The following is a 21,454-nucleotide window of genomic DNA, read 5'->3' as shown; positions in this document are numbered from 1 at the left end:
TCAATCATGGCACTGGTTAAACTGAAGCCCACTTCCGCCGGCCGTCGCGCGATGGTCAAGGTGGTCAATGCTTCCCTGTACAAGGGCCGCCCCTACGCGGGTCTGGTGGAGAAGCAGACCAAGAACGCCGGCCGCAACAACGGCGGGCGCATCACCGTGCGCCACCAGGGCGGCGGCCACAAGCAGCACTATCGCGTGATCGACTTCCGTCGCAACAAAGACGGCATCGTCGCCAAGGTCGAACGCATCGAGTACGACCCCAACCGTTCCGCCAACATCGCGCTGCTGCTCTACGCCGATGGCGAGCGCCGCTACATCATCGCACCGAAGGGTCTGGAAGTCGGTCAGCCCATCGTCAGCGGTGTCGAAGCGCCGATCAAGTCGGGCAACGCCCTGCCGATCCGCAACATTCCGGTCGGTTCGACCATTCACTGCGTCGAGATTTTCCCTGGCAAGGGCGCGCAACTCGCCCGTGCCGCCGGTACCTCGGTGCAACTGCTGGCGCGGGAAGGCATCTACGCCCAGCTCCGCCTGCGCTCCGGTGAAATCCGCCGCGTGCACGTCGAATGCCGTGCCACCATCGGCGAAGTCGGCAACGAGGAGCACGGTCTGCGCAAGATCGGCAAGGCCGGCGCCAACCGCTGGCGCGGCATCCGCCCGACCGTGCGCGGCGTGGCGATGAACCCGGTGGATCACCCGCACGGTGGCGGTGAAGGCCGTACCGGCGAGGGCGGTGTGCCGCGCAGCCCGTGGGGTCAGCCCACCAAGGGCTACCGCACCCGTCGCAACAAGCGCACCGATACCATGATCGTGCAGCGTCGGCACAAGCGTTAAGGGGTAAGAGATGTCACGTTCAATCAAGAAAGGCCCGTTCGTCGACGCTCACCTGCTGAAGAAGGTGGATGCGGCGCGCGGTGGCAACGACAAGCGTCCGATCAAGACTTGGTCCCGTCGCTCGACGGTCCTGCCCGACTTCGTCGGCCTGACCATCGCGGTGCACAACGGCCGTCAGCACATCCCGGTGTACGTCACCGAGAACATGGTCGGCCACAAGCTGGGCGAGTTCGCACTGACGCGTACCTTCAAGGGCCACGCCGCCAGCAAGAAGGCGAAGAGGTAAGGAATGACTACGGAAACCAAAGCGATTCTCCGCGGGGTGCGCCTGTCGGCCCAAAAGGGCCGCCTGGTCGCCGACCTCGTCCGGGGCAAGCCGGTTGATCAGGCGCTCAACATTCTCGCCTTCTCGCCGAAGAAGGGCGCCCAGATCATCCGCAAGGTGGTCGAATCGGCCATCGCCAACGCCGAGCACAACGACGGCGCCGACATCGACGTGCTGAAGGTGAAGACCATCCACGTCGAGGAAGGCACCTCGCTCAAGCGCTTTACCGCGCGCGCCAAGGGCCGCGGCAACCGCATCCTCAAGCCCACGTGTCACGTTTACGTGACCGTCGGGGAGTAAGGAGTACTTATGGGTCAGAAAATCCATCCGACCGGGTTCCGCCTCGCGGTTACGCGTGACTGGGGTTCCCGCTGGTTCGCATCGAGCCGCGACTTCTCGCGCATGCTGCACGAAGACCTGAAGATGCGCGACTTCCTGAAGAAGCGCCTGGCGCACGCCTCGGTCGGCCGCGTGGTCATCGAGCGTCCCGCCAAGAATGCCCGCGTCACGCTGTACAGCGCCCGTCCGGGCGTGGTGATCGGCAAGAAGGGCGAGGACATCGAACTGCTCAAGCGCGAGCTGCAGAAGATCGTCGGCGTGCCGGTGCACGTGAACATCGAGGAAGTGCGCAAGCCCGAGATCGACGCCAAGCTGATCGCCGACTCGATCGCCCAGCAACTCGAGAAGCGCATCATGTTCCGCCGCGCCATGAAGCGCGCCATGCAGAACGCCATGCGCCTGGGTGCCCAGGGCATCAAGATCATGAGTTCCGGCCGCCTGAACGGCGCCGAGATCGCCCGTACCGAGTGGTATCGCGAAGGCCGCGTGCCGCTGCACACGCTGCGCGCCAACATCGATTACGGCGTCTCCGAAGCCAAGACCACCTACGGCATCATCGGCATCAAGGTGTGGGTGTACAAGGGTGAGCAGCTCGGCCGCAACGAGCAGCCGGCGGCTGCCGAGCCGGAAGCCGACAACCGCCGCGGCCGCCGCGGTGCGCCGCGTGGCGACGATGGCCGTCCGGGCCGCCGTCCCGCCCGTCGTGAGGGCGGCCGGCAAGAAGATAGCAGGAGTGAATGATGCTGCAGCCGACGCGAAGGAAATATCGTAAGGAGCAGAAGGGCCGCAACACCGGTCTGGCGACCCGTGGCGCCAAGGTCAGCTTCGGCGAGTTCGGCCTCAAGGCCACCGGCCGTGGCCGCCTGACCGCCCGCCAGATCGAATCGGCCCGACGTGCGATGACCCGCCACATCAAGCGGGGCGGCCGCATCTGGATCCGCATCTTTCCGGACAAGCCGATCTCCAAGAAGCCCGCCGAAGTCCGTATGGGTAACGGCAAGGGCAACCCGGAATACTGGGTCGCCGAGATCCAGCCCGGCAAGGTGCTGTACGAAATGGACGGTGTGGACGAAGCGCTCGCCCGCGAAGCTTTCCGGCTGGCTGCCGCCAAGCTTCCGATCGATACCGTGTTCGTCACACGCCAAGTGGGGTAAGGCATGAATGCGAGTGAACTCCGCGCGAAGAGCGCCGGTGAATTGAATCAGGAGTTGCTCGAGCTGCTGAAGGCGCAGTTTTCGCTGCGCATGCAACTGGCGACCCAGCAGCTGAGCAATACGAGCCAACTCGGGAAGGTGCGTCGCGACATCGCGCGCGTGCGTACCGTCCTGCGGGAAAAGGCAGGTCAGTAATGAGTGAAGAAACCGCAAAGGTTCGCCGCGCCCTGGTTGGCCGCGTGGTGAGCGACAAGATGCACAAAACGGTGACCGTGCTGGTGGAGCGCCGCGTCAAGCACCCGCTCTACGGCAAGATCATCACTCGTTCGGCGAAGTACCACGCCGACGTGGAAGCGGGCGGTGCCGCCGCCGGCGACCTGGTGGAGATCGAGGAATGCCGTCCGATCTCCCGCACCAAGAGCTGGAAGGTCACGCGCGTTCTGGAGAAGGCTCGCGTCATCTGAGCAAGGACGTTCCGTAAAAAAACAGCTTGGCAAGCCCTTGCCAAGCTGTTATATTTTGCAGTCTTTGCTCCGGACCCCTTCCGGGGCTGCTACCCGAACGGGTTCCAAGACTGACCGCGCAGCGGGATAAGTTGGAGATTTAATTCATGATTCAAATGCAATCCAGGCTGGACGTGGCCGACAACACCGGTGCGCGTTCGGTGATGTGCATCAAGGTGCTCGGCGGCTCCAAGCGCCGCTATGCCGGCATCGGCGACATCATCAAGGTCACCGTCAAGGATGCCGCGCCGCGCGGCCGCGTCAAGAAGGGCGACGTCTATAACGCCGTGGTGGTGCGTACCGCCAAGGGCGTGCGCCGTCCGGACGGTTCGCTGATCAAGTTCGACGGCAATGCCGCCGTGCTGCTGAACAACAAGCTCGAGCCGATCGGCACCCGCATCTTCGGGCCGGTGACGCGCGAGCTGCGCTCCGAGCGGTTCATGAAGATCGTCTCGCTGGCGCCGGAAGTGCTCTGAGGAGTCGTCGAGATGAACAAGATCCGCAAGGGTGATGAAGTGGTCGTGCTGACCGGCAAGGATCGCGGCCGCCGCGGTACCGTGCTGCGCCGGGTGGATGACGAGCGTCTGGTGGTCGAAGGCGTCAATCGCGTCAAGAAGCATGTCCGCCCGAATCCGATGAAGGGTGAGGTGGGTGGCATCGTCGAGAAGGAGATGCCCATCCATGTGTCGAACGTCGCGCTGTTCAATGCTGCGGCCCAGAAGGCTGACCGGGTCGGAGTAAGGGTGCTTGAAGACGGCCGCAAGGTCCGCTTCTTCAAGTCGAACGGCGAGCTGGTGGACGCGTAAGGAGTGGCAATGGCTCGCTTGCAACAGTTTTACAAGGAAGCGGTGGTGCCCGAGCTGCTCAAGCAGTTCGGCTACAAGTCCGTGATGGAAGTGCCGCGCATCACCAAGATCACCCTGAACATGGGGGTCGGCGAGGCGGTGGGCGACAAGAAGATCCTGGAAAACGCCATTGGCGACATGACCAAGATCGCCGGCCAGAAGCCGGTGGCCACCAAGGCGCGCAAGTCCATCGCGGGCTTCAAGATCCGCGACGGCTACCCGATCGGTTGCATGGTCACGCTGCGCGGTCCGCGCATGTACGAGTTCCTCGATCGTCTGGTGAGCGTGGCCATGCCGCGCATCCGCGACTTCCGCGGCATCGCCTCCAAGGGTTTCGACGGCCGTGGCAACTACAACGTGGGCGTCAAGGAACAGATCATTTTCCCGGAGATCGAGTACGACAAGATCGACGCGCTCCGTGGCATGAACATCAGCATCACGACGACGGCCAAGACCGACCAGGAAGCGCGCGCGCTGCTGGCTGCGTTCAAGTTCCCGTTCAAGAATTGAGGGTGATATGGCGAAACTGGCTCTGATCAATCGCGAAGACAAGCGTCGCAAGCTGGTGGCGAAGTACGCCGCGAAGCGCGCCGCGCTGGTCGCGCAGGTCAAGGACACCAACCTGTCCGAAGAAGAGCGCATGGCGGCGCGTCTGAAGATTCAGCAACTGCCGCGCAATGCCAATCCGACGCGTACCCGCAACCGCTGCAGCCTCACCGGCCGTCCGCGTGGCGTGTTCCGCAAGTTCGGTCTGTGCCGCAACAAGCTGCGCGAAATCGCGTTCCGCGGCGAAGTGCCGGGCATGACCAAGGCGAGCTGGTAAGGAGAGACCGAAGATGAGTATGTCCGATCCGATCGCCGATATGCTGACCCGCATCCGCAACGCCCAGCAGGCCCAGAAAGGCCGTGTGGTGATGCCCTCGTCCAAGCTCAAGGTGGCGATCGCCAACGTGCTGAAGAGCGAAGGCTACATCGAGGGCTACGCGGTGCGCGACAACGACGGCAAGGCCGAGCTCGACGTGGAGCTGAAGTACTACGCCGGCCGTCCGGTCATCGAACGCATCGAGCGCGTCAGCCGTCCCGGCCTGCGCATCTACAAGGGCAGCGACGATCTGCCGCGCGTGATGAACGGCCTCGGTGTCGCCATCGTGTCCACGCCCAAGGGCGTGATGACCGATCGCGCTGCGCGTGCCAGCCGCGTCGGCGGCGAAGTGTTGTGCGTCGTCGCGTAAGGGGGATGCCATGTCTCGTGTAGCCAAGAATCCGGTGGCCATCCCCGCGGGGGTCGAGGTCACCATCAACGCGGCGGAAATCGCCATCAAGGGCCCGCTGGGTGCCATCAGCCGCGCGCTGAATCCGGCCGTCGCCGTCGAGCGCGAAGGCGCTGCGCTGGTGTGCAAGGCGCGTGATGGCTTCGACAACGCCAACGCTCTGTCCGGAACCATCCGCGCGCTGCTGGCCAACATGGTCACCGGCGTGTCGAAGGGATTCGAGCGCAAGCTGACCCTGGTGGGCGTGGGCTATCGTGCCCAGGCGCAGGGTGACAAGCTGAATCTTTCGCTGGGCTTCTCCCACCCGGTGGTGCATCAGATGCCCGCCGGCGTGAAGGTGGAAACCCCCTCGCAGACCGAGATCGTGATCAAGGGCATCGACAAGCAGCAAGTCGGCCAGGTCGCGGCCGAGGTGCGGGCCTACCGCGCTCCCGAACCCTACAAGGGCAAGGGCGTCCGCTATGCGGACGAAGTGGTGGTGCTCAAGGAAACCAAGAAGAAGTAAGGCGGTTCGTCATGGACAAAAAACAAGTTCGTCTTCGCCGTGCGCGCAAAACCCGCGCCAAGATTGCGGAGCTGAAGGCGGTTCGCCTGACCGTGTTCCGTTCCAATTCCCACATCTACGCGCAGGTCATTTCGGGCTGCGGTTCGCGCGTGCTGGCGGCCGCCTCGACGGTCGAGCCCGCGGTGCGCGCCCAGGTGCCGAACGGCGGCAACAAGCAGGCAGCGGAAGTGGTCGGCAAGCTGATCGCCGAACGCGCCAAGGCTGCCGGGATCGAGCAGGTCGCGTTCGACCGCTCGGGCTTCCTGTATCACGGTCGCGTCAAGGCGCTGGCCGAGGCTGCCCGTGAAGGCGGTCTGAAGTTCTAAGCGAGGATACGAATGGCTAAGCAGCAAACCAAACGCCCGCAGGCCTCCGAGGAGCGCGACGACGGGCTGCGGGAGAAGATGGTCGCGATCAATCGCGTGACCAAGGTCGTCAAGGGCGGCCGCATCCTCGGTTTCGCCGCGCTGACCGTGGTCGGCGACGGTGACGGCGGCATCGGCATGGGCAAGGGCAAGTCCCGCGAAGTGCCGGTGGCGGTGCAGAAGGCGATGGACGAGGCGCGTCGCAAGATGGCCAAGGTGTCGCTGAAGAACGGCACCCTGCAGCACACCGTGGTCGGCAAGCATGGCGCCGCCGAAGTGCTGATGCAGCCGGCGCCCAACGGTACCGGCATCATCGCCGGCGGCCCGATGCGCGCGGTGTTCGAGGTGATGGGCGTGACCGACATCATCTGCAAGTGCATCGGCTCGACCAACCCGTACAACGTCGTGCGCGCCACCATCAACGGCCTGCTGGCGGTCAACACCCCGGCGGAAATCGCTGCCAAGCGCGGCAAGACCGTCGAAGAGATCCTGGGGTAAGCGATGTCCGACAAGAAACTCAAGGTTACGCTGGTCAAGAGCGTGATCGGCACCAAACAGTCCCATCGCGCCACCGTTCGCGGCCTGGGCCTGCGCCGGCTGAATCATACGGTCGAGCTGCAGGACACGCCCGAAGTGCGCGGCATGATCAACAAGGTGTCCTACCTGGTGAAGTGCGAGGCATAAATGCGGCTGAATGACATCAAACCCGGCGCGGGTTCCAAATCGCCGGCCAAGCGCGTGGGCCGTGGCATCGGCAGCGGCCTGGGCAAGACCTGCGGCCGCGGCCACAAGGGCCAGAAGTCCCGTGCGGGCGGTTTCCACAAGACCGGCTTCGAGGGCGGCCAGATGCCGCTGCAGCGTCGTCTGCCGAAGCGGGGCTTCGTGTCGCTGACCGGCGCGCGCAACGTCGAGGTGCGCCTGTCCGAACTGGACAAGCTGCCGGTGGAAGACGTGGACCTGCTGGTGCTGATGCAGGCCGGCGTGGTGCCGGCGGATGCGCTGGCGGCCAAGGTCGTCCTGTCCGGCACGATCTCGCGCAAGGTCAACCTGCGCGGCGTCGGTGCGACCAAGGGTGCCCGGGCTGCCATCGAGGCCGCCGGCGGCTCCGTCGCGGTCGCCGAGTAAGCGTCGAGGTCGGTTGTGGCCAATCCTTCCGCCACGCTCGGGAGCGCAGGCAAGTTCGGCGACCTGAAGCGCCGGGTGCTGTTCCTCCTGGGCGCGCTGATCGTCTATCGGATCGGCGCCCACATCCCGGTGCCGGGCATCGACCCGGACAAGCTGGCCGAGCTGTTCCAGTCGCAGGCCGGCGGCATCCTGGGCGTGTTCAACCTGTTCTCGGGCGGCGCGCTGTCGCGCTTCACGATCTTCGCGCTGGGGATCATGCCGTACATCTCGGCATCGATCATCATGCAGTTGATGACCGTGGCGGTGCCGGCGCTCGAACAGCTCAAGAAGGAAGGCGAGGCCGGCCGGCGCAAGATCACCCAGTACACGCGCTACGGCACGCTGCTGCTGGCGTTCGCCCAGTCGCTGGGTATGGCCATCGCACTCGAAGGTCAGCCGGGGCTGGTGCTGGATCCCGGCCTGATGTTCCGCTTCGTCACCGTTGCCACGCTGGTCACCGGCACGATGTTCCTGATGTGGCTGGGCGAGCAGATCACCGAACGGGGCATCGGCAACGGCATTTCGCTGATCATCTTCGCCGGTATCGTGGCGGGCCTGCCCAGCGCCATCGGCGGCCTGTTCGAGCTGGTGCGCACTGGCGCGATGCACCCCTTTACGGCACTGTTCATCTGCGTGCTGGTGGCGCTGGTGACCGCCTTCGTGGTGTTCGTCGAGCGCGGCATGCGCAAGATCCTGGTGAACTACGCCAAGCGCCAGGTAGGGAACAAGGTGTATGGCGGGCAGTCCTCGCACCTGCCGCTGAAGCTGAACATGGCAGGCGTGATCCCGCCGATCTTCGCCTCCAGCATCATCCTGTTTCCGGCCACGCTGGGGCAGTGGTTCGGCGCCTCCGAGGGCATGTACTGGCTGCGCGACATCGCCGCCACGCTGTCCCCGGGCCAGCCGATCTACGTGATGCTGTATGCGCTGGCGATCGTGTTCTTCTGCTTCTTCTACACTGCGCTGGTGTTCAATGCGCGGGACACGGCCGACAACCTGAAGAAGAGCGGCGCCTTCGTGCCGGGGATCCGGCCGGGCGAGCAGACCGCGCGCTACATCGACCGCATCCTCACGCGCCTGACGCTGGCCGGCGCGGTGTACATCACACTGGTGTGCCTGCTGCCGGAGTTCCTGATCCTGAAGTGGAACGTGCCGTTCTATTTCGGTGGCACCTCGCTGCTGATCATCGTGGTGGTCACCATGGACTTCATGTCCCAGGTACAGGCGTACGTGATGTCGCATCAGTACGAGAGCCTGCTGAAGAAGGCGAACTTCAAGGGTGCGGGTCTGCCGCTCAGGTAAGCGATGGCGAAGGAAGATGTAATCGAGATGCAGGGCGAGGTCACCGAGAACCTCCCCAACGCGACGTTCCGCGTTCGGCTCGAAAACGGCCACATGGTCCTCGGGCATATCTCGGGCAAGATGCGCATGCACTACATCCGCATCCTGCCGGGCGACAAGGTTACCGTGCAACTGACGCCCTATGACCTGACGAAGGGCCGGATCGTGTTCCGGACCAAGTGAATACAGAAACAGGAGCAAGAACATGAGAGTCCAGGCTTCGGTCAAGCGGCTGTGCCGCAACTGCAAGATCATTCGACGCAAGGGTGTCGTGCGCGTGATCTGCAGCGATCCGCGTCACAAGCAGCGCCAGGGTTGATCTACTCGATCCCGGATATTAAAATTTAACGTTTTGCTTTTTGGGGTAATCGGATGGCCCGTATTGCTGGGGTAAACATTCCCAACCACAAGCATGCCGAGATCGCGCTGACCGCCATCTATGGGATCGGCCGTACGCGTGCTCAGAAGATTTGCGACGCCGCCGGCGTGGTCCGCTCGACCAAGGTCAAGGACCTGACCGAGTCGGACATGGAGAAGCTGCGCGACGAAGTGGGCAAGTTCGTCGTCGAGGGCGACCTGCGCCGCGAAGTCACCATGAACATCAAGCGCCTCATGGACCTCGGCTGCTACCGTGGCGTACGCCACCGCCGGGGCCTGCCGCTGCGCGGCCAGCGCACCCGCACCAACGCGCGCACCCGCAAGGGGCCGCGCAAGCCGATCGCCGGCAAGAAGTGATAGGAACTGATAATGGCTAAGACTGCTGCAAAGGTTCGCAAGAAGGTCAAGAAGAACGTTGCCGAAGGCATCGCGCACGTTCACGCGAGCTTCAACAACACCATCATCACCATTACCGACCGCCAGGGCAATGCGCTGTCGTGGGCCACGTCCGGTGGCGCTGGCTTCAAGGGCTCGCGCAAGAGCACCCCGTTCGCCGCCCAGGTCGCGGCCGAGGCCGCCGGCAAGGCCGCGCAGGAATGCGGCGTGAAGAACCTCGAAGTGCGGATCAAGGGCCCCGGCCCGGGCCGCGAGTCCGCCGTGCGTGCGCTCAATGCGCTCGGGATGAAGATCTCCAGCATCACGGACATCACCCCGATCCCGCACAACGGCTGCCGCCCGCCCAAGAAGCGCCGTATCTAAGGAGTAGAAAGTGGCTCGTAATCTCGATCCCAAGTGCCGTCAGTGCCGTCGCGAGGGCGAAAAGCTCTTCCTGAAGGGCGAAAAATGTTTCACCGACAAGTGCGCCATCGAGCGCCGCGCCTACGCGCCGGGCCAGCACGGCCAGCGCTCCGGCCAGCGCCTGTCGGGCTACGGTGTGCAACTGCGTGAGAAGCAGAAGATCCGCCGTCTGTACGGCGTGCTGGAACGCCAGTTCCGCAAGGTGTATGCGGAAGCCGACCGCCGCCGCGGCCAGACCGGCGAAAACCTGCTGCAACTGCTGGAAGGCCGCCTGGATTCCGTGGCCTACCGCATGGGCTTCGGCGCCTCGCGTGCCGAGGCGCGCCAGGTCGTGCGCCACAACGGCGTGCTGGTCAACGGCAAGCGCACCAACATTCCGTCCTACACCGTCAAGCCCGGCGACGTGATCGAGCTGACCGAGCGCGTGCGTGCCTCGCTGCGCGTCAAGGCCGCCATCGAGGCCGCCGAGTCGCGCGGTTTCCCCGAGTGGATCGAGGTGGACGCCAAGGCGGCCAAGGGTGTGTTCAAGGCCTATCCGCAGCGCGCCGAACTGCCGGCCACGATCAACGAAGGTCTGGTCGTCGAACTGTACTCCCGCTGATCCGCGGGACGGTGAAGCTTCCCTAGATTCGAGGAAATGCCGATGCAAAGCAATGCTCTGCTGAAACCGCGCATCATCGACGTCCACAGTGTTTCGCCGGTCCAGGCCCGCGTGACCATGGAACCGTTCGAGCGCGGCTTCGGCCATACCCTGGGGAACGCGCTGCGGCGCATTCTCCTGTCCTCGCTGCCCGGCCATGCGCCGACCGAGGTCGCCATCGAGGGCGTGCTGCACGAGTACTCGACCATCGACGGCGTGCGCGAGGACGTGGTCGACCTGCTGCTGAACCTGAAGGGCGTGGTGCTCAAGCTCCACAACCGCAGCGAAGCCACCCTGCGCCTGGCGAAGTCCGGCGAAGGCGTGGTCACCGCGGCCGACATCGAGATCGGCCACGATGTCGAGATCATCAACCCCGACCACGTGATCGCCCATCTCGCCCCCGGCGGCAAGCTGGACATGCAGATCAAGGTCGAGGAAGGCCGCGGCTACGTGCCCGGCAACGTGCGTCCGGTGTCCGGCGAGTCCAAGAGCATCGGCCGCATCGTGCTCGACGCCTCGTTCAGCCCCGTGCGCCGCGTGAGCTATCTGGTCGAGAGCGCCCGCGTCGAGCAGCGCACCGACCTGGACCGCCTGGTCATCGACATCGAGACCAACGGTGCGGTCGATCCGGAAGAAGCGATCCGCTACGCGGCCCGCGTGCTGATGGATCAACTGTCGGTGTTCGCCGACCTGGAAGGCACCCCGACCGACATCGAGGCGCCCAAGCCGCAGACCATCGATCCGGTGCTGCTGCGCCCCGTGGATGACCTCGAACTGACGGTTCGTTCGGCGAACTGCCTGAAGGCCGAGAACATCTACTACATCGGTGACCTGATCCAGCGCACCGAGACCGAGCTGCTGAAGACCCCGAACCTGGGCCGCAAGTCGCTCAACGAAATCAAGGAAGTGTTGGCCTCCCGCGGGCTGACCCTCGGCATGAAACTGGAAAACTGGCCGCCGGCCGGGCTCGAGAAGCTCGGTTGAACGGTGACAGTGAAGTGAGGTATTGAAATGCGTCACCGTAACGGTCTTCGCAAGCTGAATCGCACCAGCAGCCACCGTCAGGCCATGTTCCGCAACATGGCCAACTCCCTGCTGCAGCACGAAGTGATCAAGACGACCCTGCCCAAGGCCAAGGAACTGCGCCGCGTGGTCGAGCCGCTGATCACCCTGGGCAAGAAGCCCAGCCTGTCCAATCGCCGCCTGGCGTTCAGCCGCCTGCGCGACCGCGACATGGTGGTCAAGCTGTTCGACGAACTGGGCCCGCGCTACGCCAACCGCAACGGCGGCTACCTGCGCATCCTGAAGTTCGGCTTCCGCAACGGCGACAACGCGCCGCTGGCGCTGGTCGAACTGCTCGACCGGCCGGAGGTGTCCGAGGCCGACGCCCCGGTGGAATCCGAGGCCGCTGCCGCCTGAGTCGCATCGGGCTTGTGAAGAAACCGGACGTCGTCCGGTTTTTTTTCGCCTACCATTTCTGCACGGTCCACAAGGGGAAGCGCATGGGCGCAGTACTGGTCACCGGCGGGGCGGGCTACATCGGCAGCCATACCTGCCTCGCGTTGCTGCAGGCGGGTTACGAGGTCGTGGTGGTGGACAACCTCTCCAATGCGAAGCGTGAATCCCTGCGGCGCGTGGAGGCGCTGGCGGGCCGTGCGCTGGCCGCCTTCCATGTGGCCGACATTCGCGACCGGAACGCGCTAGGGGCGGTGTTCGGCGCGCATGAGGTCGCCGCCGTCGTTCACTTCGCGGGACTGAAGGCGGTCGGGGAGTCGGTGCAAAACCCCGGCCTCTATTACGACAACAACGTCTGCGGTACGGTCGCTCTGCTCGACGTCATGGAGGCGAGCGGGGTGCGTGCGATCGTGTTCAGTTCCTCGGCGACGGTGTACGGCGATCCGGCGCGCGTGCCGATCGGCGAAGAGGCGCCGCTCGCGCCCACCAATCCGTACGGGCGGACGAAGCAGTTCATCGAAGCCATCCTGGCGGATCAGGCCGCCGCGGACCGGCGCTGGCGGGCCGTGTGCCTGCGTTACTTCAATCCGGTCGGAGCGCACGAGAGCGGGCGCATCGGCGAGGACCCCGCCGGGGTGCCGAACAACCTCATGCCCTATGTCGCCCAGGTCGCCGTGGGGCGTCTGCCCGAACTGCAGGTGTTCGGCGGCGACTACCCGACGCCCGACGGCACCGGCGTACGCGACTACATCCACGTGATGGATCTGGCGGAAGGCCACGTGCGCGCGCTGGAGCGTCTGGATGCGCTGCCCGGGCTGACGACGGTGAATCTGGGCACGGGGCGCGGCTACAGCGTGCTGGAGATGATCAGTGCGTTCGAGCGCGCCAGCGGACGGCCCGTACCCCATCGCGTCGTGGAGCGCCGGCCGGGTGACGTGGCGGCGTGCTGGGCCGATCCGCAGCGGGCGGCCGAACTGCTGGGCTGGAGGGCGGAACGCGGCCTGGAAACGATGTGCGAGGACGCCTGGCGCTGGCAGTCGGCCAATCCGGCCGGTTACGGCGAGGATGAGGAAGGCTGAGCGCCGGCGCCCGGCGCTGCGCTACCAACTGCGCTTGATGCGGTTGCGGTATTGCACGTCGTGGGGCAGCACGTGCTGCATGGCCTCGAGGTGGTTGCGGATGAGTTCGGTGGCCGTCTTGAGCGTGTCGGCGGTCAGCACGCTGATCTCGCTCGGGCGTGCGGTAGTGCGCACCACCTGTTCGATGGCGTGATTGCGCTGGCGCTCGTCGGCCGGCAGATAGACGCCGAGCCCTGCCGACTGCAGGGACTTCAGATAACGGGCCCGGCGGTCGATGCGCTCTAGGAAACGGGCTTGTGGGTCGGTCGGAGCAGTGGCCACTTTGCATACTCCCGGCAAGGGTTGGGGTGCAGTATCGTCGCGCAGCGGCGGACGATATGCAAGTGCGATTACATCGCCAATTGTAAGGCCCGCCGCGCCGCGGCGTGCCCAGCGCCGGCTCAGTTCCGCATGCCGAGCGAGCGCGCCAGATAGCGGGCGGTGTGCGCGAGGCCGCGCGCGGCGATCTCCTCGGGCGTGCCGGCGGCCACGATGGTGCCGCCGCCGTCGCCGCCTTCCGGGCCGAGGTCCACGATCCAGTCCGCGGTCTTGATGACGTCCAGGTTGTGCTCGATGACCACGATGGTGTTGCCGTGGTCGCGCAGGCGGTGCAGCACGGAGAGCAGCATGTCGATGTCGTGGAAGTGCAGGCCCGTGGTGGGCTCGTCGAGGATGTAGAGGGTGCGCCCGGTGTCGCGCTTGGACAGCTCCAGCGCCAGCTTGACGCGCTGTGCCTCGCCGCCGGAAAGCGTCGTCGCACTCTGCCCCAGGCGGATGTAGCCCAGCCCGACGTCGGTCAGTGTTTCCAGCTTGCGCGCCACCGCCGGCACCGCGCGGAAGAATTCCAGCCCCTGCTCCACGGTCATCTCCAGCACCTCGAAGATGGTCTTGCCCTTGTAGCGGATTTCCAGCGTCTCCCGGTTGTAGCGCTTGCCGTGGCAGACGTCGCAGGGCACGTACATGTCGGGCAGGAAGTGCATCTCCACCTTGATCAGGCCGTCGCCCTGGCAGGCTTCGCAGCGCCCGCCCTTGACGTTGAAGGAGAAGCGCCCGGGGCCGTAGCCGCGCGCGCGCGATTCCGGCACGCCGGCGAAGAGCTCGCGGATCGGCGTCATCAGGCCGGTGTAGGTGGCCGGGTTGGAGCGCGGCGTGCGGCCGATGGGCGACTGGTCCACGCTGATGACCTTGTCGAAATGCTCCAGGCCCTCGATCTCGCCGTAGGCGGCGGGCTCCGCGTTGGAACCGTAGAGGTGACGGGCGGCGAGCGGCACCAGGGTGTCGTTGATCAGCGTGGATTTGCCCGAGCCGGACACGCCGGTGACGCACACGAACAGGCCCACCGGCAGCGCCAGGTCCACCCCGCGCAGGTTGTTGCCGGCGCAGCCGCGCAGGTGCAGCCAGCGCTCGCCGGGAACGCGGCGGCGCGTGGGCACGGCGATGCGGCGCCGCCCGGAGAGGTAGTCGGCGGTCAGCGAATCCGGCGCCGCAGCGACTTCGGCCGGCGTGCCGTGGGCGACCACCTCGCCGCCATGCACGCCGGCACCGGGCCCCATATCGACCACGTAGTCCGCGGCGCGGATGGCGTCCTCGTCGTGCTCGACCACGATGACGGTATTGCCCAGGTCGCGCAGGCGCGCAAGCGTGGCGAGGAGGCGGTCGTTGTCGCGCTGGTGCAGGCCGATGGAGGGTTCGTCGAGCACGTACATGACCCCGGTCAGTCCGGAGCCGATCTGGCTCGCCAGGCGGATGCGCTGCGCCTCGCCGCCGGACAGGGTGTCGGCCGAGCGGTCGAGGGAGAGGTAATCCAGCCCCACGTTGATCAGGAAGGAGAGGCGCTCGGAGATTTCCTTGATGATCTTGTCGGCGATCTGGGCGCGGTGGCCGGTGAGCTGCAGGGTGTCGAAGAAGCGCTTGCAGTCGCCCAGCGCCAGCCGGCTGAGTTCGGGCAGGGAACGCCCGCCCACCAGCACCCAGCGCGCCTCGCTGCGCAGCCGCGTGCCCTGGCAGGCGGGGCAGGGACGGGTGGCGCGGTACTTGGCCAGTTCCTCGCGCACGGCGACCGAATCGGTCTCCCGGTAGCGCCGCTCCAGATTGGGGATGATGCCTTCGAAGGGGTGGCTCTTCTGCACTAGGCGGCCGTTGTCGGAGAGGTAGCGGAAGGCGATGGATTCGCGCCCCGAGCCGTGCAGCACGACCTCGCGCACGGCCTCGGGCAGGGTCTCGAAGGGCGTGTCTAGGTCGAAGCCGTAGTGCGTCCCCAGGCTGGCGAGCATCTGGAAGTAGAACTGGTTGCGCCGGTCCCAGCCGCGGATGGCGCCCGCCGCCAGCGACAGCTCCGGGTGGGCGACCACGCGCGCCGGGTCGAAGAATTCCACCTGCCCCAGGCCGTCGCACTTGGGACAGGCGCCGGCCGGGTTGTTGAAGGAGAACAGGCGCGGTTCCAGTTCGCCGAGGGCGAAGCTGCACACCGGACAGGCGAAGCGCGCGGAGAACAGGTGCTCGCGCCCGCTGTCCATCTCCACCGCGACGGCGCGGCCGTCGGCGTGGGTCAGGGCGGTTTCGAAGGATTCCGCGATGCGCCCGCGCAGGTCGGCCCGCACCCTGAAGCGGTCCACCACCACTTCCACCGTGTGGCGGCGGCCCTTCTCCAGCGCGGGCATGGCGTCGAGTTCATGGACCGCGCCGTCCACCCGCACGCGCACGAAGCCCTGGGCACGCAGTTCGCCGAACAGCTCGTGCTGCTCGCCCTTGCGCCCGGCCACCACCGGGGCGACGATCATCAGCCGCGTGTCCTCGGGCAGGGCCAGCACGTGGTCCACCATCTGCGACACGCTCTGGGCCTCCAGCGCCTGGCCGGGGTGGTCCGGGCAATGCGGCGTGCCCGCGCGGGCGTACAGCAGGCGCAGGTAGTCGTGGATCTCGGTGACCGTGCCCACGGTGGAGCGCGGGTTGTGGCTGGTGGCCTTCTGCTCGATGGAGATGGCCGGCGACAGGCCTTCGATCAGGTCCACGTCGGGCTTTTCCATCAACTGCAGGAACTGCCGCGCGTAGGCCGACAGGGACTCCACGTAGCGGCGCTGGCCTTCGGCGTACAGCGTGTCGAAGGCGAGCGAGGACTTGCCGGAACCGGACAGACCGGTGATGACGGTCAGGCGGTTGCGCGGCAGGTCGAGATTGACGCTCTTCAGGTTGTGCGTGCGGGCACCGCGGATGCGGATTTCGTCCATGGAACAGAGGCTGGAGAAAGACGACCCGACACTATAAGAGAGAAGCCGCGGCAGGGCCAATCCACCGTGCGGTGATAGAATCCAGCCCTTTCCCGCCCGCCGGCTTTCGCATGACCACCCCCGAGCACGACACCATGAGCCCGCAGGAGCGCCGCGCCGGCATCAGCCTGGCGGCGATCTTTGCGTTGCGCATGCTGGGGCTGTTCCTGATCCTGCCGGTGTTCGCGGTGCATGCGAACAAGGTGCCGGGCGGCGACGACCTGATGCTGGTCGGCCTGGCCATCGGCGCCTACGGCCTGACCCAGGCCGTGCTGCAGATTCCCTTCGGTGCGGCGTCCGACCGTTTCGGGCGCAAGCCGGTCATCGTCTTCGGCCTGGTCCTCTTCGTGGCCGGCAGCGTGATCGCAGCCCTGGCCGAGAACATCTCGTGGATCATCGCCGGGCGCGTGCTGCAGGGCGCGGGCGCGATTTCGGCCGCGGTCACCGCGCTGGCAGCCGACCTCACCCGCGACCAGCACCGCACCAAGGTGATGGCCATGATCGGCTCCAGCATCGGCCTCGTGTTCGCGCTCTCGCTGGTGGCCGCGCCCATGCTCTACGCAGCGGTCGGCATGGCCGGCATCTTCTGGTTCACCGCCGCCCTGGCGCTTGCCGCCATCTGGGTGGTGCTGCGGGTGGTGCCGGCCGCGCCGCCGGTGCCGCGCGCCACCGGGCGCTTCGCTGAAGTGCTGCTCGACGGCCAGCTGATGCGGCTGAATTTCGGCGTGTTCGTGCTGCACCTGATCCAGACCACGATGTGGGTCATGGTGCCGGCCGCGCTGGTGGCCAGCGGCGGCCTGCCGGTGGCCGCGCACTGGAAGGTGTATCTGCCGGCCGTGCTGCTGTCCTTCGCCGCCATGGTGCCGGCGGTCATCGTCGCCGAGCGGCGCGGCTGGATGAAGCAGGTGTTCCTGGCGGCGGTGGGCCTGCTCGTCGCCGTGCAGCTCGGGCTCAACCTGTTCGGCGAGGGGCTGTGGCCGCTGGCGACGTGGTTGACCCTGTTCTTCGTTGCCTTCAATATCCTGGAGGCTACCCAGCCGTCATGGATATCGAAGATTGCCCCGGCGCACGCCAAGGGGACGGCACTGGGCGTATACAATACGCTGCAGTCGGCCGGGCTGTTCCTCGGCGGCGTGCTGGGCGGCTGGCTGGCGCAGCGCTTCGGCCCCGGCTCGGTCAGCCTGACGTGTGCGCTGCTGGCGGTGCTCTGGCTGCTCGCCGCCGCTTCGATGAACCCGCCGCCGCGTCGCGTGCAAGCGCCCGCGACCGCCGGCTGAAACAACCAGTACTGGAGACTCCGGATGGCTTCCGTAAATAAAGTGATCCTGATCGGCAACCTCGGCCGGGATCCCGAAACCCGCTACATGCCCAGCGGCGACGCGATCTGCAACGTCACCATCGCCACCACCGAGACCTGGAAGGACAAGGCCAGCGGCGAGCGGCGCGAGGCCACCGAGTGGCACCGCGTGGTGTTCTTCGGCCGCCTGGCGGAAATCGCCGCGCAGTACCTGCGCAAGGGCAGCCAGGTCTACGTCGAGGGCCGCCTGCAGACGCGCAAGTGGCAGGACAAGGACGGCCAGGACCGCTACACCACCGAGATTCGCGGCGATGAAATGAAGATGCTGGGCCGCCGCGAAGGTGGGGACGTGCCCATGCGCGAAGGCGGCTACGATTCCGCCCCGCCGGCGCGCCAGGAGCGTGCCCCCGCGCCCGCCGCCCCGCAGGGCAAGCCGGCCGGCAGCGGCGGCTTCGGCGAATTCGACGACGACATTCCGTTCTGAGCGCGCTGGGGGCGTGAGCCCCGTCTTGCAGGGCGGGTGAGGTTTGCCGCCTCTGCCGCAGGAACGCGACTGCCAAGGCCGCCCACACGGGCGGCTCTTTCTTTTTGCAGCCAGGTGCGGAAACTTCCCGCGGATACCCTGGGCCGCTGCTTTACACTCGCGCCCATTCGGCAGTGGGCGGTGCGAGACCGCGTCGCTCGCCGTGCCGTGCGCCGGTCTTGCGGCGCCGGTGCCCCCCGGTCCGCGGCAACCCCGGCCCGGGCGGTTGCACGAGGATCGTGATGAACGCAAACATTTCCTTGCGCCGGCTGCTGCTGGGCCTGGTGGTGCTGTTCGGCCTGCTGGTCGCGGGCGGCCAGTTCACCTTCATCATGCATACCTACACCGCCGAGCTGCTCCACCAGACCCGCCAGATGACGGACCATGCCGGCCGCTTCCTGGCCGCCAATCTGGAAATCGACCTGAGCGCGGATGAACTGGAACACCACGCCCACCATCTGGTGGCGCAGATGGTGTCCCTGCCGCACCTGGTCTACGCGGCTTACGTCGATGCCGACGGCGTGGTGCGCCACGCCACCACGCCCGCGCTTGCCGGACGGCGGCTCGGCGATGCGGACCTGCCGTCCGCCGCGCTCATCGACGCGGCACGGCGGCAGCGCGGCAGTCGGGTTACCGAGGATGCGGCGCACAAACGGCTGTGGGCCGTTTTCCCGGTCCGCCTGCCCGGGGCGGGCGGCGAAACGTCCGCAGCGCGAAGCGGCCTGGTCGTGCTGCTGGTCGATACGGCGATGATCCAGCGCGAGGCGCTGCCCCGCGCGCTGGAGCAGACGCTGTTCGTGCTGGTTCCCATCCTGCTGCTGTCGCTGGGCATCGGTGTGCTGGTGAAGATGCTGCTCACCGACCGCATCGAGCAACTGCTCGCCTACACGCGCTCGCAGGTCGAAGGGCGCAGCCTGCCGCCGCCGGTCACCGGGCGGGACGAACTCGGCCAGCTCGGCGAGCGCCTCGCGGCGCTGATGCGTTCGGTGGTGGCCTCGCGCGACTTCCACGTCCATCTGCTCGACGGCATGCCCAATCCGATCTGGCGCGCCGGCGTGGACGGCAAGTGCGACTACTTCAACCGCGCCTGGCTGCAATTCACCGGGCGCAGACTCGAGCAGGAACTGGGCGACGGCTGGGCCGAGGGCGTGCATCCGCAGGACGCGGAGTACTGCCTGGGCGGCTACCGCGCCGCCGTCGCGGCACGTACTCCCTTCTATCTGGAATACCGGCTGCGCCATCACGACGGCAGCTACCATTGGCTGGCCGACCATGGCCAGCCCATCTTCGGTCCGGGCGGGGAGTTCATCGGCTACCTGGGCAGTTGCTTCGACCTGCAGCAGCAGAAGGAGGCCGCCGCCGCGATCCGGGCCAGCGAGGTGCGCTTCCGCGGCCTCGTGGAGCGCTCCCTGGTGGGCGTCTATCTGATCCAGGACGGCGTGATGAGCTACGCCAATCCGCGCCTCGCGGAGTGGTTCGGCTATCCGTCCGACGAGATCGCCGGCGTGCCGGTCGACGACTTGGTCGCGTCCGAGGACGTATTGCTGGTGCGCGAGATGCTGCGCCAGCGGCTGGAAGCCGGCGTGCTGCATCTGAACTACGGCTTCCGCGCGCGCCGGCGCGACGGCAGCGTGTTCCCGGTGGAGGTGTTCGGTACGCGCATCGACATCGACGGCCGCCTGGCGGTGATCGGCACCCTGCTCGACGTGACCGAGCGCGAACGCGACCGTGCCGCGCTGGCCGCCGCCGCCGAGGTGGTCGAGGCCAGCCCCACAGTGCTCTTCCGCTGGTCGCCGGACGAAGGCTGGCCGGTGCGCTACGTGTCCGAGAACGTCCATCGCTGGGGCTACCGCGCGACCGACATGCTGAAGGGCGACTTCCGCTTCGCCGATGTGGTGCATCCGGACGACATCGATCGGGTCGGGGCCGAAGTGAGCGCCCACCTGGCCGCGGGCCGCCGCGAGTTCGTGCAGGAGTACCGCCTGCGCCGCGCCGACGGCAGTTACATCTGGATCGAGGACTTCATCAGTGCGCACCGCGACGAAGACGGTGCGCTGCTGCATCTGGAGGGACTGCTCACCGACATCAGCGCGCGCCACGCCGCGCAGGAGGCGCTCAGGCAGTTCAACGCCGAACTCGAAGAGCGGGTGGAGCAGCGCACGCGCGAGCTGGGCGTGGTGAACAAGGAACTGGAGACCTTCGCCTATTCCGTGTCCCACGACCTCAAGGCTCCCTTGCGCGGCATCGACGGCTACAGCCATCTGCTGCTGGAGGAACATGCCGCCCAGCTCGACGAGGAAGGGCGCCTTTTTCTCGGCAACATCCGCGCCGGCGTGCGCCAGATGAGCCGCCTGATCGACGACCTGCTGGCCTACTCGCGGCTGGAGCGGCGCAATCTGCAGCACACCGACATCAACCTGCGCGAGATGGTGCATGGCATACTTGCCGAGCGTGCCGCCGAGCTGGAGCGGGGCGGCGCCCGCGTGGAGATCGAGGTGCCCGAAGACATCGTCGTGCGTGCCGATGTGGACGGGCTTGCCCAGGTGTTGCGCAATCTCGTGGACAACGCCTTCAAGTACTCCCGCAATGCGGCGCCTCCACTCGTGCGCATCGGCGCGTCCACGGCCGGCGACGTCCATCACCTCTGGGTCCGGGACAACGGGATCGGATTCGACATGCAATTTCATGACCGCATCTTCGAGATATTCCAGCGCCTGCAGCGTGCCGAGGAATACGGCGGCACCGGTGTCGGCCTGGCTATGGTGAAGCGGGCGGTGACCCGCATGGGCGGCCGGGTATGGGCGGAGAGCGCGCCCGGCGCGGGGGCCACCTTCCACGTGGAGCTGCCGCGATGAGGCAAACCCTGTCCGCTGCCGCCCGGCCCATCCTGCTGGTCGAGGACAATCCGGCCGATCTCGACCTCACCCGGCGCGCCTTCGAGCGCAGCCACCTGGCCAACCCGCTGCAGGTCGCGCGCGACGGCCAGGAGGCGCTCGACTTCGTGCCGCGCTGGGCGGCCGGCGACCCCCTGCCGCTGGTGGTGCTGCTCGACCTCAAGCTGCCGCGTGTGCATGGCCTGGAGGTGCTGCGCCGCTACCGCGAGCATCCGGCGGGGCGGACGGTGCCGGTGGTGGTGCTCACCACCTCCGACGAGGACGTGGACATCGACACCGCCTACCGCCTGGGGGCGAATTCCTACATCCTGAAGCCGGTCGATTTCGACATGTTCGTCCACGTCGCCGGGCAGATCGAACTGTACTGGTGCGCGCTCAACACAGCGCCGCGCCAGTAGGC

32 protein-coding genes are annotated in these 21,454 nt (G+C 66.6%); 30 read left to right on the top strand and 2 right to left on the bottom strand.

Annotated elements, in window-relative coordinates; translation table 11 throughout:
• The first annotated feature begins 6 nt into the window (after positions 1-6).
• From rplB to galE, 26 genes are all read left to right on the top strand, one after another.
• The gene (gene rplB / locus E6O51_RS10985; protein WP_136385035.1) at positions 7-834 is read left to right on the top strand and encodes a 50S ribosomal protein L2; all 828 of its coding nucleotides are present in this window, start codon (positions 7-9) and stop codon (positions 832-834) included.
• Positions 835-844: 10 nt separating this feature from the next.
• Positions 845-1,120, top strand: a complete 276-nt coding sequence (gene rpsS / locus E6O51_RS10980) for a 30S ribosomal protein S19 (RefSeq protein ID WP_136385034.1) — start codon at positions 845-847, stop codon at positions 1,118-1,120.
• Positions 1,121-1,123: 3 nt separating this feature from the next.
• Positions 1,124-1,459 carry a 50S ribosomal protein L22 gene (gene rplV / locus E6O51_RS10975; protein WP_136385033.1) on the top strand — a complete coding sequence of 112 codons (336 nt, stop codon included), beginning with the start codon at positions 1,124-1,126 and terminating at the stop codon, positions 1,457-1,459.
• 9 nt (positions 1,460-1,468) lie between these two features.
• Positions 1,469-2,239 carry a 30S ribosomal protein S3 gene (gene rpsC, locus E6O51_RS10970; RefSeq protein ID WP_136385032.1) on the top strand — a complete coding sequence of 257 codons (771 nt, stop codon included), beginning with the start codon at positions 1,469-1,471 and terminating at the stop codon, positions 2,237-2,239.
• The gene (rplP, locus tag E6O51_RS10965) at positions 2,239-2,652 is read left to right on the top strand and encodes a 50S ribosomal protein L16 (RefSeq protein ID WP_136385078.1); all 414 of its coding nucleotides are present in this window, start codon (positions 2,239-2,241) and stop codon (positions 2,650-2,652) included. Before rpsC ends, rplP begins: the two co-directional genes overlap by 1 nt.
• A gap of 3 nt (positions 2,653-2,655) precedes the next feature.
• Entirely contained in the window at positions 2,656-2,847 is a 192-nt protein-coding gene (gene rpmC / locus E6O51_RS10960; RefSeq protein WP_136385031.1) for a 50S ribosomal protein L29, read from the top strand.
• Entirely contained in the window at positions 2,847-3,116 is a 270-nt protein-coding gene (rpsQ, locus tag E6O51_RS10955) for a 30S ribosomal protein S17 (protein WP_136385030.1), read from the top strand. Before rpmC ends, rpsQ begins: the two co-directional genes overlap by 1 nt.
• A 146-nt stretch (positions 3,117-3,262) precedes the next feature.
• Positions 3,263-3,631, top strand: coding sequence for a 50S ribosomal protein L14 (gene rplN, locus E6O51_RS10950; protein ID WP_114649074.1), 369 nt, complete (start codon positions 3,263-3,265; stop codon positions 3,629-3,631).
• A 12-nt stretch (positions 3,632-3,643) separates the two neighbouring features.
• Entirely contained in the window at positions 3,644-3,961 is a 318-nt protein-coding gene (rplX, locus tag E6O51_RS10945) for a 50S ribosomal protein L24 (RefSeq protein WP_136385029.1), read from the top strand.
• Positions 3,962-3,970: 9 nt separating this feature from the next.
• Positions 3,971-4,510 carry a 50S ribosomal protein L5 gene (gene rplE, locus E6O51_RS10940; RefSeq protein ID WP_136385028.1) on the top strand — a complete coding sequence of 180 codons (540 nt, stop codon included), beginning with the start codon at positions 3,971-3,973 and terminating at the stop codon, positions 4,508-4,510.
• Between the two features lie 7 nt (positions 4,511-4,517).
• On the top strand, positions 4,518-4,823 hold the full coding sequence (gene rpsN / locus E6O51_RS10935) for a 30S ribosomal protein S14 (RefSeq protein ID WP_136385027.1): 306 nt from the start codon (positions 4,518-4,520) through the stop codon (positions 4,821-4,823).
• Positions 4,824-4,836: 13 nt separating this feature from the next.
• Positions 4,837-5,232: a 30S ribosomal protein S8 gene (rpsH, locus tag E6O51_RS10930; RefSeq protein WP_136385026.1), complete on the top strand. Its 396-nt coding sequence runs from the start codon at positions 4,837-4,839 to the stop codon at positions 5,230-5,232.
• A gap of 10 nt (positions 5,233-5,242) precedes the next feature.
• Positions 5,243-5,776, top strand: a complete 534-nt coding sequence (rplF, locus tag E6O51_RS10925) for a 50S ribosomal protein L6 (RefSeq protein ID WP_136385025.1) — start codon at positions 5,243-5,245, stop codon at positions 5,774-5,776.
• Between the two features lie 11 nt (positions 5,777-5,787).
• Positions 5,788-6,141, top strand: coding sequence for a 50S ribosomal protein L18 (gene rplR, locus E6O51_RS10920; protein WP_136385024.1), 354 nt, complete (start codon positions 5,788-5,790; stop codon positions 6,139-6,141).
• A gap of 12 nt (positions 6,142-6,153) precedes the next feature.
• Complete coding sequence (gene rpsE / locus E6O51_RS10915; protein WP_136385023.1) at positions 6,154-6,678, top strand: 30S ribosomal protein S5; 525 nt, start codon at positions 6,154-6,156, stop codon at positions 6,676-6,678.
• A gap of 3 nt (positions 6,679-6,681) precedes the next feature.
• Positions 6,682-6,864 carry a 50S ribosomal protein L30 gene (rpmD, locus tag E6O51_RS10910; protein ID WP_107494425.1) on the top strand — a complete coding sequence of 61 codons (183 nt, stop codon included), beginning with the start codon at positions 6,682-6,684 and terminating at the stop codon, positions 6,862-6,864.
• Positions 6,865-7,305 carry a 50S ribosomal protein L15 gene (gene rplO, locus E6O51_RS10905; protein ID WP_136385022.1) on the top strand — a complete coding sequence of 147 codons (441 nt, stop codon included), beginning with the start codon at positions 6,865-6,867 and terminating at the stop codon, positions 7,303-7,305.
• Positions 7,306-7,320: 15 nt separating this feature from the next.
• The gene (gene secY, locus E6O51_RS10900; protein WP_136385021.1) at positions 7,321-8,646 is read left to right on the top strand and encodes a preprotein translocase subunit SecY; all 1,326 of its coding nucleotides are present in this window, start codon (positions 7,321-7,323) and stop codon (positions 8,644-8,646) included.
• 3 nt (positions 8,647-8,649) lie between these two features.
• Positions 8,650-8,868 carry a translation initiation factor IF-1 gene (gene infA, locus E6O51_RS10895; protein ID WP_002931617.1) on the top strand — a complete coding sequence of 73 codons (219 nt, stop codon included), beginning with the start codon at positions 8,650-8,652 and terminating at the stop codon, positions 8,866-8,868.
• Positions 8,869-8,890: 22 nt separating this feature from the next.
• A complete protein-coding gene (gene rpmJ / locus E6O51_RS10890; RefSeq protein WP_002931619.1) occupies positions 8,891-9,004 on the top strand; it encodes a 50S ribosomal protein L36 in 114 nt (37 codons plus the stop codon).
• 53 nt (positions 9,005-9,057) lie between these two features.
• On the top strand, positions 9,058-9,420 hold the full coding sequence (gene rpsM, locus E6O51_RS10885) for a 30S ribosomal protein S13 (RefSeq protein ID WP_136385020.1): 363 nt from the start codon (positions 9,058-9,060) through the stop codon (positions 9,418-9,420).
• Positions 9,421-9,432: 12 nt separating this feature from the next.
• Entirely contained in the window at positions 9,433-9,822 is a 390-nt protein-coding gene (gene rpsK, locus E6O51_RS10880) for a 30S ribosomal protein S11 (RefSeq protein ID WP_011237995.1), read from the top strand.
• 10 nt (positions 9,823-9,832) lie between these two features.
• Positions 9,833-10,462, top strand: a complete 630-nt coding sequence (gene rpsD / locus E6O51_RS10875; protein WP_136385019.1) for a 30S ribosomal protein S4 — start codon at positions 9,833-9,835, stop codon at positions 10,460-10,462.
• A 42-nt stretch (positions 10,463-10,504) separates the two neighbouring features.
• Positions 10,505-11,485, top strand: coding sequence for a DNA-directed RNA polymerase subunit alpha (locus E6O51_RS10870; protein WP_136385018.1), 981 nt, complete (start codon positions 10,505-10,507; stop codon positions 11,483-11,485).
• A 27-nt stretch (positions 11,486-11,512) separates the two neighbouring features.
• Entirely contained in the window at positions 11,513-11,920 is a 408-nt protein-coding gene (gene rplQ, locus E6O51_RS10865) for a 50S ribosomal protein L17 (protein WP_136385017.1), read from the top strand.
• A gap of 83 nt (positions 11,921-12,003) precedes the next feature.
• Positions 12,004-13,035, top strand: a complete 1,032-nt coding sequence (galE, locus tag E6O51_RS10860; protein ID WP_136385077.1) for a UDP-glucose 4-epimerase GalE — start codon at positions 12,004-12,006, stop codon at positions 13,033-13,035.
• Between the two features lie 21 nt (positions 13,036-13,056).
• Here the strand turns inward: galE and E6O51_RS10855 are convergent, their stop codons facing one another.
• On the bottom strand, positions 13,057-13,356 hold the full coding sequence (locus tag E6O51_RS10855) for a hypothetical protein (RefSeq protein WP_136385016.1): 300 nt from the start codon (positions 13,354-13,356) through the stop codon (positions 13,057-13,059).
• A gap of 119 nt (positions 13,357-13,475) precedes the next feature.
• On the bottom strand, positions 13,476-16,301 hold the full coding sequence (uvrA, locus tag E6O51_RS10850) for an excinuclease ABC subunit UvrA (RefSeq protein WP_136385015.1): 2,826 nt from the start codon (positions 16,299-16,301) through the stop codon (positions 13,476-13,478).
• 134 nt (positions 16,302-16,435) lie between these two features.
• Here uvrA and E6O51_RS10845 point away from each other — a divergent pair, with 134 nt between their 5' ends.
• From E6O51_RS10845 to E6O51_RS10830, 4 genes are all read left to right on the top strand, one after another.
• On the top strand, positions 16,436-17,617 hold the full coding sequence (locus tag E6O51_RS10845) for an MFS transporter (RefSeq protein WP_136385076.1): 1,182 nt from the start codon (positions 16,436-16,438) through the stop codon (positions 17,615-17,617).
• 24 nt (positions 17,618-17,641) lie between these two features.
• Complete coding sequence (ssb, locus tag E6O51_RS10840) at positions 17,642-18,121, top strand: single-stranded DNA-binding protein (protein WP_136385014.1); 480 nt, start codon at positions 17,642-17,644, stop codon at positions 18,119-18,121.
• Between the two features lie 281 nt (positions 18,122-18,402).
• Positions 18,403-21,015 carry a PAS domain S-box protein gene (locus E6O51_RS10835; RefSeq protein ID WP_136385013.1) on the top strand — a complete coding sequence of 871 codons (2,613 nt, stop codon included), beginning with the start codon at positions 18,403-18,405 and terminating at the stop codon, positions 21,013-21,015.
• Complete coding sequence (locus E6O51_RS10830; protein ID WP_211091384.1) at positions 21,012-21,452, top strand: response regulator; 441 nt, start codon at positions 21,012-21,014, stop codon at positions 21,450-21,452. The genes E6O51_RS10835 and E6O51_RS10830 overlap by 4 nt, the downstream gene beginning before the upstream one ends.
• Positions 21,453-21,454 lie beyond the last annotated feature (2 nt).

Origin of the sequence: Pseudothauera rhizosphaerae, assembly GCF_004801305.1 — a bacterium.
GTDB lineage: Bacteria > Pseudomonadota > Gammaproteobacteria > Burkholderiales > Rhodocyclaceae > Pseudothauera > Pseudothauera rhizosphaerae.
The sequence above is the reverse complement of the archived record's forward strand: the minus strand, read 5'-3'. Positions and strand labels throughout refer to the sequence as shown.

Bases quoted from the DNA above. Each gene is read 5' to 3' on its own strand.
- rplE (WP_136385028.1), top strand. From the start codon at position 3,971: ATGGCTCGCTTGCAACAGTTTTACAAGGAAGCGGTGGTGCCCGAGCTG.
- rplO (WP_136385022.1), top strand. From the start codon at position 6,865: ATGCGGCTGAATGACATCAAACCCGGCGCGGGTTCCAAATCGCCGGCC.
- rpsN (WP_136385027.1), top strand. From the start codon at position 4,518: ATGGCGAAACTGGCTCTGATCAATCGCGAAGACAAGCGTCGCAAGCTG.
- rpsM (WP_136385020.1), top strand. From the start codon at position 9,058: ATGGCCCGTATTGCTGGGGTAAACATTCCCAACCACAAGCATGCCGAG.
- rplV (WP_136385033.1), top strand. From the start codon at position 1,124: ATGACTACGGAAACCAAAGCGATTCTCCGCGGGGTGCGCCTGTCGGCC.
- rpmD (WP_107494425.1), top strand. From the start codon at position 6,682: ATGTCCGACAAGAAACTCAAGGTTACGCTGGTCAAGAGCGTGATCGGC.
- uvrA (WP_136385015.1), bottom strand. From the start codon at position 16,301: ATGGACGAAATCCGCATCCGCGGTGCCCGCACGCACAACCTGAAGAGC.
- rplN (WP_114649074.1), top strand. From the start codon at position 3,263: ATGATTCAAATGCAATCCAGGCTGGACGTGGCCGACAACACCGGTGCG.
- rpmC (WP_136385031.1), top strand. From the start codon at position 2,656: ATGAATGCGAGTGAACTCCGCGCGAAGAGCGCCGGTGAATTGAATCAG.
- E6O51_RS10830 (WP_211091384.1), top strand. From the start codon at position 21,012: ATGAGGCAAACCCTGTCCGCTGCCGCCCGGCCCATCCTGCTGGTCGAG.
- rpsS (WP_136385034.1), top strand. From the start codon at position 845: ATGTCACGTTCAATCAAGAAAGGCCCGTTCGTCGACGCTCACCTGCTG.
- rpsQ (WP_136385030.1), top strand. From the start codon at position 2,847: ATGAGTGAAGAAACCGCAAAGGTTCGCCGCGCCCTGGTTGGCCGCGTG.
- E6O51_RS10835 (WP_136385013.1), top strand. From the start codon at position 18,403: ATGAACGCAAACATTTCCTTGCGCCGGCTGCTGCTGGGCCTGGTGGTG.
- rpsH (WP_136385026.1), top strand. From the start codon at position 4,837: ATGAGTATGTCCGATCCGATCGCCGATATGCTGACCCGCATCCGCAAC.
- E6O51_RS10870 (WP_136385018.1), top strand. From the start codon at position 10,505: ATGCAAAGCAATGCTCTGCTGAAACCGCGCATCATCGACGTCCACAGT.
- rplF (WP_136385025.1), top strand. From the start codon at position 5,243: ATGTCTCGTGTAGCCAAGAATCCGGTGGCCATCCCCGCGGGGGTCGAG.
- rplP (WP_136385078.1), top strand. From the start codon at position 2,239: ATGCTGCAGCCGACGCGAAGGAAATATCGTAAGGAGCAGAAGGGCCGC.
- rpsK (WP_011237995.1), top strand. From the start codon at position 9,433: ATGGCTAAGACTGCTGCAAAGGTTCGCAAGAAGGTCAAGAAGAACGTT.
- rplB (WP_136385035.1), top strand. From the start codon at position 7: ATGGCACTGGTTAAACTGAAGCCCACTTCCGCCGGCCGTCGCGCGATG.
- rpsE (WP_136385023.1), top strand. From the start codon at position 6,154: ATGGCTAAGCAGCAAACCAAACGCCCGCAGGCCTCCGAGGAGCGCGAC.
- rpmJ (WP_002931619.1), top strand. From the start codon at position 8,891: ATGAGAGTCCAGGCTTCGGTCAAGCGGCTGTGCCGCAACTGCAAGATC.
- rplX (WP_136385029.1), top strand. From the start codon at position 3,644: ATGAACAAGATCCGCAAGGGTGATGAAGTGGTCGTGCTGACCGGCAAG.
- E6O51_RS10845 (WP_136385076.1), top strand. From the start codon at position 16,436: ATGAGCCCGCAGGAGCGCCGCGCCGGCATCAGCCTGGCGGCGATCTTT.
- ssb (WP_136385014.1), top strand. From the start codon at position 17,642: ATGGCTTCCGTAAATAAAGTGATCCTGATCGGCAACCTCGGCCGGGAT.
- infA (WP_002931617.1), top strand. From the start codon at position 8,650: ATGGCGAAGGAAGATGTAATCGAGATGCAGGGCGAGGTCACCGAGAAC.
- rplR (WP_136385024.1), top strand. From the start codon at position 5,788: ATGGACAAAAAACAAGTTCGTCTTCGCCGTGCGCGCAAAACCCGCGCC.
- rplQ (WP_136385017.1), top strand. From the start codon at position 11,513: ATGCGTCACCGTAACGGTCTTCGCAAGCTGAATCGCACCAGCAGCCAC.
- rpsC (WP_136385032.1), top strand. From the start codon at position 1,469: ATGGGTCAGAAAATCCATCCGACCGGGTTCCGCCTCGCGGTTACGCGT.
- galE (WP_136385077.1), top strand. From the start codon at position 12,004: ATGGGCGCAGTACTGGTCACCGGCGGGGCGGGCTACATCGGCAGCCAT.